This is a genomic window from Thermanaeromonas sp. C210 (genome assembly GCF_013167955.1).
GTDB lineage: Bacteria > Bacillota > DSM-521 > Neomoorellales > Neomoorellaceae > UBA12545.
Genome location: NZ_BLWF01000003.1, coordinates 44,537 through 59,629, shown reverse-complemented (window position 1 = coordinate 59,629; position 15,093 = coordinate 44,537). Strand labels below are relative to the sequence as shown.

The following is a 15,093-nucleotide window of genomic DNA, read 5'->3' as shown; positions in this document are numbered from 1 at the left end:
CCTCAGCAGAAAAACGGGTTATCGGCCTTTTCCTCTCCGATGGTGGAAGCCGGCCCGTGGCCGGGGTATATGGTGAAACCGTCCGGCAGGCAAAACAATTTCTCCCGCACGGAGGAAAGCAGTTTTTCCAGGGAGCCCCCCGGAAAGTCCGTCCGGCCAATGGAACCCGCGAACAGGGTATCTCCGGTAAATACCACGCCATCTCCCTTTAGGCAGATGCCGCCTGGCGTGTGTCCCGGAGTATGGATAACTTCCAGGGCCAACCCTTTACCCAGGCGGATGACATCGCCCTCTTCCAGGGTGCGATCCGCCGGCAGGCCATCGCGCATTCCCCCGGCAAAGGCGGCAAGATTGCGGCGGGGATCGGTCAGGTACGCGGCGTCTTCCCTGTGTATCAAAATTTCCGCCCCCGTGGCCGCCTTAATTTCCCCATTGGCGCCGCAGTGGTCGATATGGCCGTGGGTATTGATAATATAACGCAGCCGGATGCCAGCTTTGGCCGCAGCAGCCAGAATCCGCTTGCCTTCGGCACCCGGGTCGATGACTGCACCTTCCTTCGTCTCGGGGCAGGCTATAAGATAGCAATTGGTGGCCAGCGCTCCCACCACTAAAGTTTCTATAAACATAAGAACCCCCCTCTGCAAGTCAGAATCAGAAGCCCGGCACTCCACGCCCCCGGAGGGAAGGGCCGGGACCTTGAGTTTGGCCTGGAAGAAAATTCCCGCCTCCGGAGAGATCTCGGTGCGGGTTAACTCCACCGGGCCGAAAGTCCGCCATCTCCCTTCCACCCGCCGCAAAATCTAAAACAACTTGCTGCTGTCCAGAAGCAGAGTGACCGGACCGTCGTTAACAAGCTCCACCTGCATATGCGCCTGGAAGCGGCCGCTGGCAACCTTAAGGCCCTGTTCTTCCACGGCGGTAATAAATGCCCGGTACAGTTCTTCCGCCACTTCAGGAGGGGCAGCCTCAGTAAAGCTGGGCCGCCGTCCCTTGCGGCAGTCGCCATAAAGGGTAAACTGGGAAACCACCAGAACCCCGCCCCCGACGTCTTTTACCGCGAGGTTGAGTTTTTCCTCCCCATCGGCAAAGATGCGCAGACCGGCTATCTTCTCGGCCAGGTAACGGGCATCCTGGACGGTATCCCCGGACCTGACCCCTAGAAAGACTAACAGGCCGGGTCCTATGGCCCCTATCTCTTCTCCTTCTACGGTTACCCGCGCCCGCAATACCCGCTGTACAACTGCCCGCAAGAGCCTTCACCCCCTTCCCGCTAAAGACCTGGACAGTCTTCAGCCCCTCCGCGCCTTGCCTATCGGCCCTGCACGCGCCCTCTCCGCCGGGCCCACCGTTCCCTACCTGACCTTCTGTTTCCACATTTCCGGCCGGGATAAAACAGCCCGGCGGTCCGGCCATAAGCCCCAGCCGCACCACTTCAAGGAGTCACCCGTTTCACTTCCATAACATCCTTGATGCGCCTGATCTTGTCCATAATATATTGCAAATGCTCCAGGCTCCTGATCTCGATTTTCAAGTCCACGGTAGCCATATGGTTACGGGTGGCCCGGGCATGGATGGAATTGATAATGGTCTTGGTGTCGGCCACAGCGGACATTATATCCATGGCCAGGCGGGGACGATCCAGGGCTACCGCCTCGATCTGCACCTCATAGGTGGCCTCCGCCTCGCCATCCCAGGCCACTTCAATAATGCGCTCGCCCTCATTGTTAAGGTGGTGGAGAACGTTAGGACAGTCGCTGCGGTGAACCGAGATCCCGCGCCCCCGGGTGATATACCCTATGATAGCATCCCCCGGCAACGGATGGCAACAGTGGGCCAGCCGCACCACTATGTCGTCCAGGCCCTTGACCCGGACTCCGTGGGAAGGCCGGCTGTACCCGTTCCAGGGTTTGCCAGCGGGCAGGGCCTCCACCCGGGCAATTTCTTCTCCTTTGTCCTCCTTTATTTCCTCCCTCAGGCTCCCCAGCACCTGGGCGGGGGTAATCCCCCCGTCTCCTACGGCCGCCACCAGGTCGTCGGCCGTGGCCAGGTTGAACTTGCGGGCCGCCTCCTGCAGGAGGGGGGGCTTCAAAACTTCTTCCGAGTTCAGCCCCTGCTTGCGGCATTCCTTTTCCAGCAGCTCCCTGCCCCGGGCCAAATTCTTCTCCCGCTCCTCTTTGCGGAACCACTGGCGGATGCGGTTCTTGGCCTGGGAAGTCTTGACTACCTTCAACCAATCCCGGCTGGGGCCGCTCCCCTTTTGCACCAAAATCTCCACGATGTCTCCCGTTTTTAACTGGTAGTCTAAGGGAACGAGTTTGCCGTTCACCCGCGCCCCTACACACTGGTGCCCCACATCCGTATGCACCCGGTAGGCAAAATCAATGGGCACCGACCCCGCCGGCAACTCCACCACATCTCCTTTAGGGGTAAACACGTACACCCGGTCCGAAAAGAGGTCGATCTTGAGGGACTCCATAAATTCCCTCGGATCCCGTAGCTCACGCTGCCAGTCAAGTATCTGGCGCAGCCAGGTGAGCTTCTGCTCGAATTCGTGATCCGATACGGTATAACCCTCTTTGTACCGCCAGTGGGCCGCAATCCCGTATTCGGCCGTCCGGTGCATTTCCCAGGTGCGGATTTGAACTTCAAAGGGTTCCCCTTCGGGTCCCAGAACGGTGGTGTGGAGGGATTGGTACATATTGGGTTTGGGCATGGCAATATAATCCTTGAAGCGGCCCGGGATGGGTTTCCATAGGGCATGGATGATTCCTAATACTGCGTAACAATCTTTAACCGTATCCACGATGACCCGGAGGGCAATAAGATCATAGATTTCGCTTAGCTCCTTCTGGTCTTTTTTCATCTTGTTGTAAATACTGTAAAAATGCTTGGGCCTCCCCTGAATATCCGCTTCAATCCCGCTTTCCTGCAATTTTTCCCTTAAAATGGAAGCTACTTTGTAGATATACTCCTCCCTCTCCTGGCGTTTCTTGGAAATGCTCTTTACCAGGTCGTAATAAACATCGGGCTCCAGGTAGCGTAAAGCGTGGTCTTCCAGCTCCCATTTTAAGCGAAAAATGCCCAAGCGGTGGGCCAGGGGAGCGTAAATTTCCAGGGTTTCCCGGGCTATTTCCCGCTGCTTTTCCGGGGGGCAGTGCCTCAGGGTCCGCATATTATGCAGGCGGTCGGCCAGTTTAATCAATATGACCCGTATATCCTTGGCCATGGCCAGGAACATCTTGCGCAGAGTTTCCGCCTGCTGCTCCTCCTTGGTCTTGTACTCCAGGCGGCTCAGCTTAGTAACCCCGTCAACAAGGTAGGCCACTTCTTCCCCGAAATTCTCCCGCACTTCGTCCAGGCCGACCGCAGTATCCTCCACCACATCGTGAAGCAACCCGGCGGCAATGGTGACAATGTCCAATTGCAGTTCGGCCAGGATTTCCGCCACGGCCAGGGGATGAATGATATAGGGCTCGCCGGAATACCTCTTCTGATCACCATGGGCCTTCCGGGCATAGTCGTAAGCCCTGCGGATAAGCTGCAAGTCGGCGTCGGGATAATAAAGGAGGATCTGCCTCTCCAACCCCTGGAGGTCCACAACCTTCACCTCCTTAAACCCCGGAGCTCCCGCCATAAATCCATTGCCAGTTTATAATCCCGGCAGAGTTGACGGTAGCGCCACGAGTTATGTAGGTCCCGCTTCCCCTTGGTCCCGGCGGTCAGCCGTACCCTCGTTCCCCTGGAATCTTCTGTTAACTGTACTAATCCCAATTCTTCCAGGACATTCACACCGCACCGGACCAAGTATCCGCCCAGCATCTTCCTATCCAGGTAAACCCCTTCCCTCCCGGAGGTCAACGCTGCCAGGCGCCGGTAAAGGCGCCCGAGAAAGGGCCGTAAGCCCGACATTTCCGGAGGTTCCTGGTTCAGAAACCGGCCCCCCAGGTAGACTTGCGGCCGCGCCGGTTGCGGCGGCAGGCTTAGCTCCATTTCCTCCCGTCCCCGGGGAAGGTAAGCGAAGACTACCGTCTGCGCCGGGTAAAACCACGCCGGCCTGGAACCCACCCCCACCAGGAGACACACCTCTCCGGCGAGGGAGGCCCGGCGGACCAAGGCTTCCTGATGGACGGTTAAGCCTTCGTCCAGCACCACCTTTAGCCCCTGCTGCCGGAAGAAGCGGGCCAGCCTTCGGGCCTGCGGGTAATCAGCGGCGTAAAGGAGCGTCCGCTCTCCCCTAGATGCCCTCTCCAAGGCACAGCTTATCGGGTCCTCAATACTGATGGCCCCAGGCCGACCGGCGGGGCTCCAGGGTTGCGCCCTCGGCACGCCCTCGCCTATTTCCGGGGACCATAGCTGCCACCCCTCATGTTCCATCCCTGCTATCTTAAACAACTCTATAGGTTGCAGGATAATCCCCGGGCAGTGGTTTCCAGGCCTCAGTTCTTCCTCCGGTAACCACGGCCCCCACGGCCGCAGCTCCCGTTCCGGAAGGGCCAGCAGGCGCCTTAATCCGTAGTAGCAGGCCAGGACTCCCCGGCCCGAGGCGAATACCAAACTCCCTGCTATCCTACCCTGCCTCAAATGCTCGCCCAGCTCTCCCAGAAGGGCTGCTGCCCAGGTAGGCGACTCCCTGCTTTCCCCTTCCCGGCTCCCTTCTCTTGCTTCCGGGTAAGTGACTATCCCTGGCCCCTCGTTGTCGCGGGGCTTTTCCTCCCCCACCACGACGATGGGAGAGGACTCCGCGGGCCGCAGGTCTGCCACCACCAATTCCACTTCTTCGCGGCCGTTATACCGGTCTACAACCGGCCGAAAGGCCACATCTATTTTGCTCCCTTCTCCCACGCCCTGAGGCAGGGCCATGTTAAAGCCGATGGCAGGCAGCTCTTGCCCCTCGGCCAGGAGCCTGAATTTAATATGTACTCCCTGGGCCCCCACCGCCCGTAAGGCGGCAATTTCCGCTCCCCGGTACAGGAAGAGGGGACGCGGGTTCTCCTCGCCAAAGGGGGCCAGACCCTCTAATTCTTCCACTAGACCCTTGTCTATCTGGCTGAACAGTACCTCCGCCTCCAAGTGTAGCAAGGGTTGGGGCACCTCCCCGGTGCAGGCCGCCTCCAGGGCGGCAAGAAAGGCTTCGCGAAAGGGGGCGACCTGGTCCTCGGCTATTTCCAGGCCCACGGCCTGTCCGTGGCCTCCGAAGGCGGAAAGGTACTCGCGACAAATCTGTACAACGCTAAAAAGATCGATGCCCATGGCACTGCGTCCGGAACCCCGGCCCCTGCCCTCCGGCCCCAAGCCGATGAGAATAGCCGGCCGGCCCAGGCGCTCCGCCAGCCTGCCCGCTACAATTCCCAGCACTCCCGGGTGCCACCCGGGGGAGGCCAGGACCACCCCGGGTTCTCCCCGCTCCAGAGCTGCTTGGGCCTGAGCCAGCGCCTCGGCCAGCACTTGTTCTTCTAGGAGCTGACGGGTCTGGTTTTCCCGGTTCAGGGTCTGGGCCAGCTCCCAGGCTTGTTGCGCCGAGGGGGTGAGGAGCAAATCCAGGGCGGGCCGGGCCGAACCCAGCCGCCCGGCTGCATTGAGGCGCGGCGCCAGGCCGAAGGCTATTCTTTCAGCGCTTAACTCCTCAGGTTTGAGGCCGGCTGCTTCCAGGAGGGCCTTTATCCCTGGCCTCCTGGCCTCCTTAAGCACCTCCAACCCGGCACGTACCAGAATCCGGTTCTCCCCCAGGAGGGGCACGGCATCGGCAACGGTCCCCAGGGCCGCCAGGTCCAGGGCCCAGCCGGCAGGTATCCCCTCGGGGCACAGGTCAAAAAGCTGCGCCAACCCTTGGGCCACCTTAAAGGCCACCCCGGCCCCGGCCAGGGCGGTGCTCCGTCCGGGAGCCAGCCAGGGGTTCACCACTGCCAGGGCGGCGGGAAGCTCGCCGGAAGGCCGGTGGTGATCGGTGATTATCAGGTCCAGGCCGTGTTCTGCGGCCCAGGCGGCCTCCCCCACGGCGGTGATGCCGCAGTCGACACTGACAGCCAGAGTACACCCCTGCCGGAGGCCCCAGGAGAGCCCTTCTATCTTCAGCCCGTAACCTTCCTCCAGGCGGTGGGGAATGTAAAACTCCACTACCACCCCTAACTTTTCGAGGGTTTCCCCCAAAATAGCAGCCGCCGTAAGCCCGTCCACATCGTAGTCTCCGTACACCAAAACTTTTTCCCCGGCCCGCACGGCCCGGCTCAGGCGCTCTAGGGCCTGCTCCATCCCCGGTAGGGCATAAGGTGAACTCAAATCTTCTACTCCTCCGGTCAAAAAGGTCCGGGCTTCCTCTACCGTCTTAACCCCCCGGTTTATCAGGACCTGGGCGGTGACCGGCGATATGTTCAGGGCCCGGGCCAGGGTTCCCTGGAGGATAAAATCCGGCGGGTGGACTTTCCACAGGGACCTCGACATTCAGCCCTCCTCCCTGGGGCAGGTGTTGCATCCCCGGCAGCCCTCATCTTCCTCGCAGGGTTCAATGTGGATGAGAACTTCGGTATAGGGTAAGGCGGCCTTGATGGCCGCCGTAATCCTGTCACTTAACCGGTGGGCCTGGGCCACTGATTGGCGTCCGGGAACTACCAAGTGTAAATCGATTTGGCGCTCCCGGCCGGACTTGCGGGTGCGCAACTTGTGAAATTCCACATACTGGTCGGCATAGGAGCTTATAATGTCTTTGATCAAGCGCTCTTCCTCCTCCGGCAGGCAAACGTCCATTAAGGGAGTAAAGGCTTCCCGCGTCAACCGGTAAGCCGCCGCCAGAATGAGGGCGGCCACCACCAGGGCAGCCAGGGGATCCAGCCAGTTAAGGCCCGTGATCTCGATGGCCACCAGCCCCACCATAACGCCTGCCGAAGTATATACGTCCGTGCGCAGGTGCCAGGCATCGGCTGCCAGGGCCACCGACTGGGTCTCTTCCGCAACCTTAAAGAGATAGCGGGAAACACATAGATTAATGAGGGCCGATAAGCCCATGACGGCCATACCGATTCCCGGCTGAATCACTTCCGCCCCCAGCCGCAGCTTTTTTACAGCTTCCGCTATGATGGCCATGGCGGCCCCAAAGATGAGGAGGGCTTCAATAGTGCCGGCCACATTTTCGATTTTACCATGGCCGTAGCGGTGCTCGAAATCGGCCGGCTTGCTGGCCTCCCTTACCGAAAAATAGGCAATTACCGCCGCCAATAAGTCCATTCCCGAGTGGATGGCCTCGGAAATGACGCTCAAGGAGTTGGTGGCCAGTCCGGTGGCCAATTTCAGGAGCACCAGAAAGGCGTTGGACACCACCGATATCCTGGCCGCCCTCGCCCGCTCGTCCACGGAAATCGTCCCCTTGACTTTAAAAAATTGGACTTCATCCTTCGTCCCGATGAAGTCCTACCGCTCCGCTACTTCCCCCTATCGCGTGCGGGCTTCCGCCTCCGGCCCGCACCTGCCAGGTTAATCACCCTTGGAAAAGCGGGCCTACCCTTGCCAACGCAACCATTGTCCTTTCCAGGCCTTGTTCCCATTGTAACACTGAAAACCGTCGGGCCGCAAGATTTACCACTACAGAGAACCGACCACCTGGATTAAATGGAGAGTCCACAGGATCAGCACCCCTACCCGGGGGGCCAACCACGCAGCCAAAAGGCTCCAGTATCTGCCAAACTTGCCCTGTTCCTTGAGGAGCAACAACTCCCTGGCCCCCGCCAGACCGGCCAAGGCCACTCCCCAGCGAGGTCCCGCCAAGGCTCCTCCCACCAGCAGGGCAGCCAGGCCGGCGGCCATCACCCGGCTGGGGTCCGGGAGCCGCCTGGGACCGAGCAGCCCAGGTACCGCTACCAACCCAACGGCCAGAACCGCACCTACCAGTAACAGTATAAGCATAAGTCCACCGGGGGGTGCGTGCAGGGCATAAGTTAAAACGGCCGCCAGAAGGGCGAACAGGCCTGTCCATGGATAGAACAGGCCTGCGGCCAAAACCACGACGAGGAATACCCCCCAGAGGAAAACCACCCTCGGCCCCTCCTTAAGGGGACGTCGCCCGGCGAACCTTGGCCCGGGCGGTCCGCCTCCGTCCCTGAGTTAGGTTACGCAAATCGATCCACAGGGGGCTGGCGGTAAAGATGGATGAGTAGGTACCGCTGACGGTACCAATAAGAAGGGTCAAAGCAAAGAATTTGGTAGTATCTCCTCCTAATATCAGCAGGGCCAGCAGAGCCATCACAACGGTAGTCACCGTGTTAATACACCGGGTGAGGCTCTGGGCAATGCTCTTGTTGACCAGCTCTTCCAAACTCTCCTTCTTGCGCAGCCGGAGGTTCTCCCGGATCCGGTCAAAAATTACAATGGTATCGTTAATGGAATACCCGATGATGGTCAGGATGGCCGCCACGAAGGCACTGTTAACCTCCCATCGGAAGAGGGCAAAAAGGCCAACGGTGACCAGCACATCGTGGAGCAGGGCCACCACTGCGGCGATGCCGAAGAGAAATTCAAAACGGAATCCGATATAAATAACCATTAGCACGGTCGCCAGGGCCAGGGCATATAGCCCCTTTCGCGTCAGTTCGGCGCCGATTACTGCTCCTACCCTCTCATTCCGCTTAATATCGAGGTTGCCGAACTTTTCCTTCAGGCTATCCAGCATCCTGGTGCTTTCTTCTTCCGTCAGCACCGGAGTCCGGAGCAGGAACTCGTTGGGTCCGGCCGTCTGAATGGAGGCCTGCTCTAGGTTAAACTCCTTCAAAGCCTCCCGGACCTGAGACGTTTCCACCGGCTGCTCAAATTTAACCTGCAGTAGGTTCCCGCCGGTAAAGTCGATGCCCAGGTTTAACGGCGGCCGGTGGGTGGCCATGGCAATAATCCCCGGAATAATCACCAATATGGAAAGGAAATACCAGAGCTTACGTTTACCTACGAAGTCCAACAGCCTTCACCCCTCTGCCTCGACCGAAGGTTCCCGCCTTACCCCGTACAACCGCACATCCTGGAAGGCCGGTATATTGACAAGGAGGCGCAACAAGAATCTGGTCAGCGTAATGGCCGTAAACATGCTAGCTGCGATGCCTAACACTAGGGTGACGGCAAAACCCCGGATGGTCCCGCTTCCCAGAAAGTAAAGGACAACGGCAGCCAGCACAGTGGTAGTGTTAGAGTCAAAGATGGTAGCAAAAGCCCTGGTAAAGCCCGCCTCTACCGCAGCGCGCAAGGTCTTGCCATTCCGCAACTCTTCCTTCAGGCGCTCATAAATAATGATGTTGGCATCCACCGCCATGCTCACGGACAGGAGCAAACCGGCGATGCCCGGCAGCGTCAAGGTGGCCTTCAGGGCCCATAAAGCCGCGAGGACGATTACGGCATATACGATCAAGGAAAAATCGGCCACCAGGCCGGGTAGACGGTATACAATAAGCATGAAAAGGGCAATGGCGATTAGCCCGACGACGATGGCGTTCCTGCTCTTAAGCAGGGAGTCCTGTCCCAGGGTCGGTCCCACGGCCCGGCGTTCCTCTATCTCGACGGGCACCGGCAGGGCGCCGCCCCGCAAAAGGGCCGCCAGGTCGGCCGCTTCTTTGAAATCGGCAAAGCCGCCGCTAATCACCGCTTCGCCGTTGGGAATAGCCTCTCGCACTACGGGATTGGTCAAGAGTTCATTATCCAAGTAAATCCCGATATGCCTCCGCGGATCATTCAGGCTGTACTGCTTTACCAGTTCCGCCGTAACTTCGGCGAACTTCTTGGTCCCCTCGTCATTGAACTTTAGGGTTACCATGGGCTCATTAGTCTGCTGATCAATAATGGCCTTGGCATCCCTCAAATCCTTGCCGCTTACCACCACCTGGCCGTCGGCGGTCTTAAATTCCAGCAGGGCCGTTTTCCCAATTACCTTTACGGCTTCCTCGGGATCATTGATCCCTGCCAGTTCGATGATGAGGCGACGGCTGCCTTCCCGCTGGATCAGCGGCTCGGCGAGGCCCAGTTCGTCCACCCGGCTGCTCATGACCCGGCGGAGGGCCTCCATATCCTCATCCGTCACTTGGTGGTCAGCGGTGTCCTTGGCTTCCACTACGATGTGCACCCCGCCCCTTAAGTCCAGGCCCAGTTTCATGGACCGGATTAAAGGGGGTAGAACACCTACCCCCAGGGCCAGGATGGCCAGAAAAACGGCGACGGCCCTAAAGGTTTTCTTACTTCCTCCCGTCAAACTCCCTTCCCCCTCTGCTGCACGGCCGAACTAACCACGTCATTATAGCTCTCCCCCACGTTGATGTCAATTCAAAGGAGGCGGGCGTTATTAATTACCAGGCCAAACTGGCAGCCTAAAAAGGCAGCGGCCCGGCGGCACATCATCATCCGGGTCAGGAAAATCTCGAAGTACTCCGCCGGGTTGCTGATATTTAAATCGATCTTGAGTTCCAGGGTGATGGTTTTTTCCTTTTCTTCCACCCGCAGGAAGGAGTGTTCTACCGCATAGTTGACCCGATCGTGGAGGTCGAAGGTGGCCAGCTCTGTATTCCGCACCCTGGAACGGTGCACATCAGATTTGTCGGCCAGGATCAAAGCGGCTGCCACCGCATTGACCGCCTGGCCGTAGGCCTCCTCGTGGTTGCCTATAGCCCCCATAATGAGGGCCGTCTCCTCCGGTACCATACCTAGCCGGGACAAAATATGGTAAGCCAGCAAAGCCCCTGCCTGGCCGTGATTTTCGCGGCTGATGACGTTGCCTATATCATGGAGGTAGCCCGCAATAGAGGCTAACTCGGCCATGCGTTCCGGATAGCCCAGCCGGTGAAGGACGTTATAACTAATACTGGCCACCAGGCTCAAATGGCGGTGGCCATGCTCGGTGTAACCCAAAACCTCCAGATGCCGGTTGCCTTGCTGGACCAAAATTTCTACTTCCGGATCCTTCTTAACCTCTTCCAGGGTTACCGGAGCCAAGGATTACTTCGCCTCCTGGCCGGGCACATAAGAGATGGCGCTCTTATTTACTTCCACTTCTACCTTGTCGGCAATGCGCAGCATTACCGTATCATCCTTTATCTTGGTAATACGCCCGTGGAGGCCGCCCACGGTGACTACCCGGTCGTCCACCTTTAACTTGCTGAGCATTTCCTGGCGCTTTTTCTGCTGCTTCTGCTGGGGACGGATGATCAAGAAGTAAAAGATGGCAAAAAAGAAGACCAGGTAAAAAATGGTCAGCCCCCATCCCTGGGCCTGCTCCATAACATCACCTCCCATTATTCCTTTCGACAAAAGACGGATAACACCTTTCGCCCTTATAAATTTTCTCCCGTGCTGTTGTAGCGGGCATAGAATTCCCGGGCCATATCCTCCAGACAGTCCTCGGCTATGGCCCTACGGATGCGCTCCATTAAGCGGAGGGAAAAGTGCAAGTTGTGAATGGTCGTTAGCCTTAGACCTAAGACCTCGTTGGCCTTGAGGAGGTGTCGAATGTAAGCCCGCGAAAAATTCCGGCAGGCATAGCAGTCGCATTCGGGGTCCAGGGGTCTGAAGTCCCGGGCATAGGAAGCATTGCGTACCACCAATTTGCCCCGGCTGGTAAGTACCGTGCCGTTGCGGGCAATACGCGTAGGCAGCACGCAATCAAACATGTCGATGCCCCTTTTTACTCCCTCTATAAGGCAGTCCGGCGAGCCCACTCCCATAAGGTAGCGCGGCCGGTCCTCGGGCAGCAGGGGCCGCAGCTCTTCCAGGATCCTGTACATCACATCCTTAGGTTCCCCTACACTCAAGCCTCCAATACCATAGCCAGGGAAGTCCAGGGAGGTAATTTCCCTTGCGCTGCGCCGCCGGAGTTCGGGGAAGGTCCCTCCCTGGATGATCCCGAAAAGGGCCTGGTCCTTCCGGCGGTGCACCTCCAGGCAGCGCTCGGCCCACCGGGTCGTGCGTTCTACTCCGGCTTCGACCTCCTCATAAGTGGCGGGATAGGCCACGCACTCGTCAAAGGCCATGGCTATATCCGAACCCAGGGCTTCCTGCACCGCCATGGATTCTTCCGGCCCCATAAAATGGGTGGAGCCGTCCAGGTGGGAACGGAAGACCACGCCGTCAGGTCGGATCTCCCGCAGCGGGGAAAGGCTAAAAACCTGAAACCCCCCGCTGTCCGTCAGGATGGGCCGGTGCCAGTTCATAAACTTGTGCAATCCCCCGGCCTCCCTGATAATTTCCGCCCCCGGCCGTAGATACAGGTGATATGTATTGCTGAGGATGATCTCCGCTCCCAGCTCCACCACTTCTTCCGGGGTCATGGTTTTAACCGTGGCCTGGGTGCCCACCGGCATAAAAACCGGGGTGTGGACTACCCCGTGGGGGGTAACCAGACGGCCCAACCGGGCCCCGAAGGTCTTCTCCTCTCTAAGTACCTCAAAGGTAACAGCAGCCATTGCCTGTGTCACTCCTCAGAGGATTAGCATGGCGTCACCAAAGCTGAAAAACCGATAACCCTCTTCTACGGCCACCCGGTAGGCCTGGAGGATCTTCTCCCGCCCCGCGAAGGCGCTCACCAGCATGAGGAGGGTGGAACGGGGTAAATGGAAGTTAGTAATTAGGCAGTCAACCGCCTTAAAGGAGTAACCAGGATATATAAAAAGATCCGTATATCCCTCTCCCGGGGATATCCTGCCCTCCGGGGTGGCCACCGTTTCCAGGGTACGGACTACCGTGGTCCCCACGGCCACCACCCGTCCGCCCCGGGCCCGGGCCTTGTTGATGGCCTCGGCCGTTTCCGGCAAAACAATATAGTATTCGGCATGCATGCGGTGTTTTTCCACCGTTTCTTCCTTCACCGGGCGGAAGGTACCGAGGCCGACGTGCAGTAGAATCGAAGCCACTTCCACCCCCTTTTCCCTTATTTTTTCCAACAGGCGGGGGGTAAAGTGGAGGCCCGCCGTGGGGGCTGCCGCCGAACCGGGATGCCGGGCGTAGACCGTCTGGTAGCGCTCGGGATCCGGCAGTTCCCGCCGGATGTACGGGGGCAAGGGCACCCGTCCCAGCCTGGCCAAGATATCCTCCCAGCTTCCCCGATAGGCGAATTCCAGTACCCGTCCACCTTCGTCGGTGGTAGACAACACCCGGGCCTCCAGCTCTCCTTGACCGAAAATAAGCCGGGTACCGGGCGGTACCCGGCGGCCGGGCCGCACCAGGGTCTCCCACCGGTCCCCTCCCAGAGGGCTCAGGAGGAGCACCTCTACCCGGCCTCCCGTTCCCGCCTTCCTGCCGAATAAGCGAGCCGGTATGACCCGGGTATCGTTTAGCACTAGAATATCTCCCTTTTCCAGGTATTGCGGCAGGTCATAGAAACGGCGGTGCTCCAGGCGCCCGTCCCGGCGGTGCAACACTAGGAGCCGCGAGCTATCCCGCGGCTCCACCGGTTCCTGGGCTATTAATTCCGGGGGCAGATAATAATCGAACTCCTCTACGCGCATACTATCTCCCCGCAAAAGGTGCAACCACCAGTTTTCCGTCCCGGCGGTCCTGGTTATAATAGTGTTCAATTATCTCCCGGTAACTATACCCCTTCGCGGCCATCCCCCTGGCCCCCCACTGGCTCAGACCCAGGCCGTGACCGTTACCGCGGCCCTGAATAACTACCTGCCGAAATACCTTGGGCACCGTGCGGCTCCCGTCCCGGCCGGCTACCACGTATTCGCCCGCCGCGCCGTTCACCGCATCCGGGGCGCCCTTAGCCCCCACCGCCACCAGTTCGCCGCCGTAGCTTAGCTCCCGCCTATTCCCCCTTGCGTCCACCACGGCCACGGTAGAATCCGTCTCCAGGGTAAATAAGGTGCTGCGCAGCCCGAGAACCGACCGTATGCCGTCCCGGTAGGCCGACACCGCGCTCCTATCGCCTATTATATCCAGCCGCGTTGCCCGCCCGGATATCGTGGGCCCGCTCCCGTCCGACCTCTGCCGGGAGACTACCAGTTCCCTCACTTGCCCTATCTCGGTTTTCTGGCCCGTCCTCTCTAACCAGGCCTCTACCCTCCTCTGGATCTCTTCCCTGGTCAGGCTAAGGGTCCACCTGTAAGTATCAGCGGGCCACCCGCTGTACTGGAGGGCATGCTCGTCCTCCGGGGAAGGGACGCCCCGCAGGTAGGGCAAGGCCGCGGACCATACGTTTTCGCTGTCCTCTGTATGTCCCCCGGCATTGGAATGGAAGTAAGCTTCAATGAGCTTGCCGTCATAATAAATAACTTGTCCGCGCGTGGAATCCACGGCCTGCTTTACCTTGTCAGCGCCCGGGACCACTTCGGCTTCATAGCCGTCATAGACCTGAGTAGAGGTATCATCGGTTACATCATAAGGGGCCGCCGGCCTCACCCTGCTTAAGGCAAAAGTGCGGGAAACTACGGCTTGAGCTTTGAGGGCTTCCAGTCCGGCACCGGTACCCATCTCGGCCCCCACTACTCCGTAAAGATACTGTTCCACATCCAAACTATTAATGGCCGCCAGCCCCGTCCCCTCATAAAGGATCCGGAGGCTTCCCCGGTAGCGCTTCCCCTGGTATTTAAAGAGATTCGAGGCTTTCTCGTCCGCCGGTTTAAACTCCACCCTTCCGACCCTTACGGGGGGCAAAGCCTGCCCCTCCTTGAAAAGTCTTAACTGGCCTTCTTCCAGCCTGACCTCCCAGGACTCACCCGTGCCGGGCCGGGCGAGCTCCTTTCCCTGTCCGTCCACCAGCCGGTAGCTGCCCTGAACCGCCTCAAAACTAACCCGGCTAAGGCCTCTATCCAGGAGTACCCTTATGGATGGGGAGTCCGGGTCACCCGCCCCCGCCGGAGAAGGTAAGAGGGTAACCGTCAACAGGAAAAGAAAAAGAATTCCTCCCCGTAAAGTCTTCCTGCCCAATGCCCCTTCCTCCATTTCTCCTCAGGTACTGAACTATGTGCACCAACTCTCACCGCGGGCATCCCGCCACCAACATCCGTTGTCGGCGGCACAACCCCCGCGACAACCTTACCTCTACCAGGTCCTTCCCACCACCGGCGCCGGAAATCAGCCTCTTCAATCCCCCGGCCGCGTTAGGCCTTTCCTTTCCCTGTCGGGTTCCCGTCCTGGAAC

General features: G+C 59.1%; 13 protein-coding genes. All 13 read right to left on the bottom strand.

The genetic code is table 11. The features are described from left to right. Window positions 1–2: 2 nt before the first annotated feature. Window positions 3–626, bottom strand: coding sequence for an MBL fold metallo-hydrolase (locus tag TAMC210_RS07720; protein WP_173298238.1), 624 nt, complete (start codon window positions 624–626; stop codon window positions 3–5). Between the two features lie 174 nt (window positions 627–800). Beyond that, entirely contained in the window at window positions 801–1,250 is a 450-nt protein-coding gene (gene dtd, locus TAMC210_RS07715; RefSeq protein WP_173298237.1) for a D-aminoacyl-tRNA deacylase, read from the bottom strand. 182 nt (window positions 1,251–1,432) lie between these two features. Beyond that, a complete protein-coding gene (locus tag TAMC210_RS07710) occupies window positions 1,433–3,634 on the bottom strand; it encodes a RelA/SpoT family protein (protein ID WP_173298236.1) in 2,202 nt (733 codons plus the stop codon). Continuing rightward, entirely contained in the window at window positions 3,604–6,438 is a 2,835-nt protein-coding gene (recJ, locus tag TAMC210_RS07705; RefSeq protein ID WP_173298235.1) for a single-stranded-DNA-specific exonuclease RecJ, read from the bottom strand. The genes TAMC210_RS07710 and recJ overlap by 31 nt, the downstream gene beginning before the upstream one ends. Then, entirely contained in the window at window positions 6,439–7,344 is a 906-nt protein-coding gene (locus TAMC210_RS07700; RefSeq protein ID WP_173298234.1) for a cation diffusion facilitator family transporter, read from the bottom strand. 228 nt (window positions 7,345–7,572) lie between these two features. Continuing rightward, on the bottom strand, window positions 7,573–8,022 hold the full coding sequence (locus tag TAMC210_RS07695; protein ID WP_173298233.1) for a hypothetical protein: 450 nt from the start codon (window positions 8,020–8,022) through the stop codon (window positions 7,573–7,575). 13 nt (window positions 8,023–8,035) lie between these two features. Then, window positions 8,036–8,935 carry a protein translocase subunit SecF gene (secF, locus tag TAMC210_RS07690; protein WP_173298232.1) on the bottom strand — a complete coding sequence of 300 codons (900 nt, stop codon included), beginning with the start codon at window positions 8,933–8,935 and terminating at the stop codon, window positions 8,036–8,038. Window positions 8,936–8,941: 6 nt separating this feature from the next. Beyond that, window positions 8,942–10,213: a protein translocase subunit SecD gene (gene secD / locus TAMC210_RS07685; protein WP_254388589.1), complete on the bottom strand. Its 1,272-nt coding sequence runs from the start codon at window positions 10,211–10,213 to the stop codon at window positions 8,942–8,944. A 71-nt stretch (window positions 10,214–10,284) separates the two neighbouring features. Beyond that, window positions 10,285–10,950: an HD domain-containing protein gene (locus tag TAMC210_RS07680; protein WP_173298231.1), complete on the bottom strand. Its 666-nt coding sequence runs from the start codon at window positions 10,948–10,950 to the stop codon at window positions 10,285–10,287. Between the two features lie 3 nt (window positions 10,951–10,953). Further along, entirely contained in the window at window positions 10,954–11,235 is a 282-nt protein-coding gene (gene yajC / locus TAMC210_RS07675) for a preprotein translocase subunit YajC (RefSeq protein ID WP_173298230.1), read from the bottom strand. 53 nt (window positions 11,236–11,288) lie between these two features. Continuing rightward, window positions 11,289–12,416: a tRNA guanosine(34) transglycosylase Tgt gene (tgt, locus tag TAMC210_RS07670; RefSeq protein ID WP_173298229.1), complete on the bottom strand. Its 1,128-nt coding sequence runs from the start codon at window positions 12,414–12,416 to the stop codon at window positions 11,289–11,291. 15 nt (window positions 12,417–12,431) lie between these two features. Next, window positions 12,432–13,457, bottom strand: a complete 1,026-nt coding sequence (queA, locus tag TAMC210_RS07665) for a tRNA preQ1(34) S-adenosylmethionine ribosyltransferase-isomerase QueA (protein ID WP_173298705.1) — start codon at window positions 13,455–13,457, stop codon at window positions 12,432–12,434. Window position 13,458: 1 nt separating this feature from the next. Then, window positions 13,459–14,880, bottom strand: a complete 1,422-nt coding sequence (locus TAMC210_RS07660; protein WP_217267326.1) for a SpoIID/LytB domain-containing protein — start codon at window positions 14,878–14,880, stop codon at window positions 13,459–13,461. Between the last annotated feature and the right edge of the window lie 213 nt (window positions 14,881–15,093).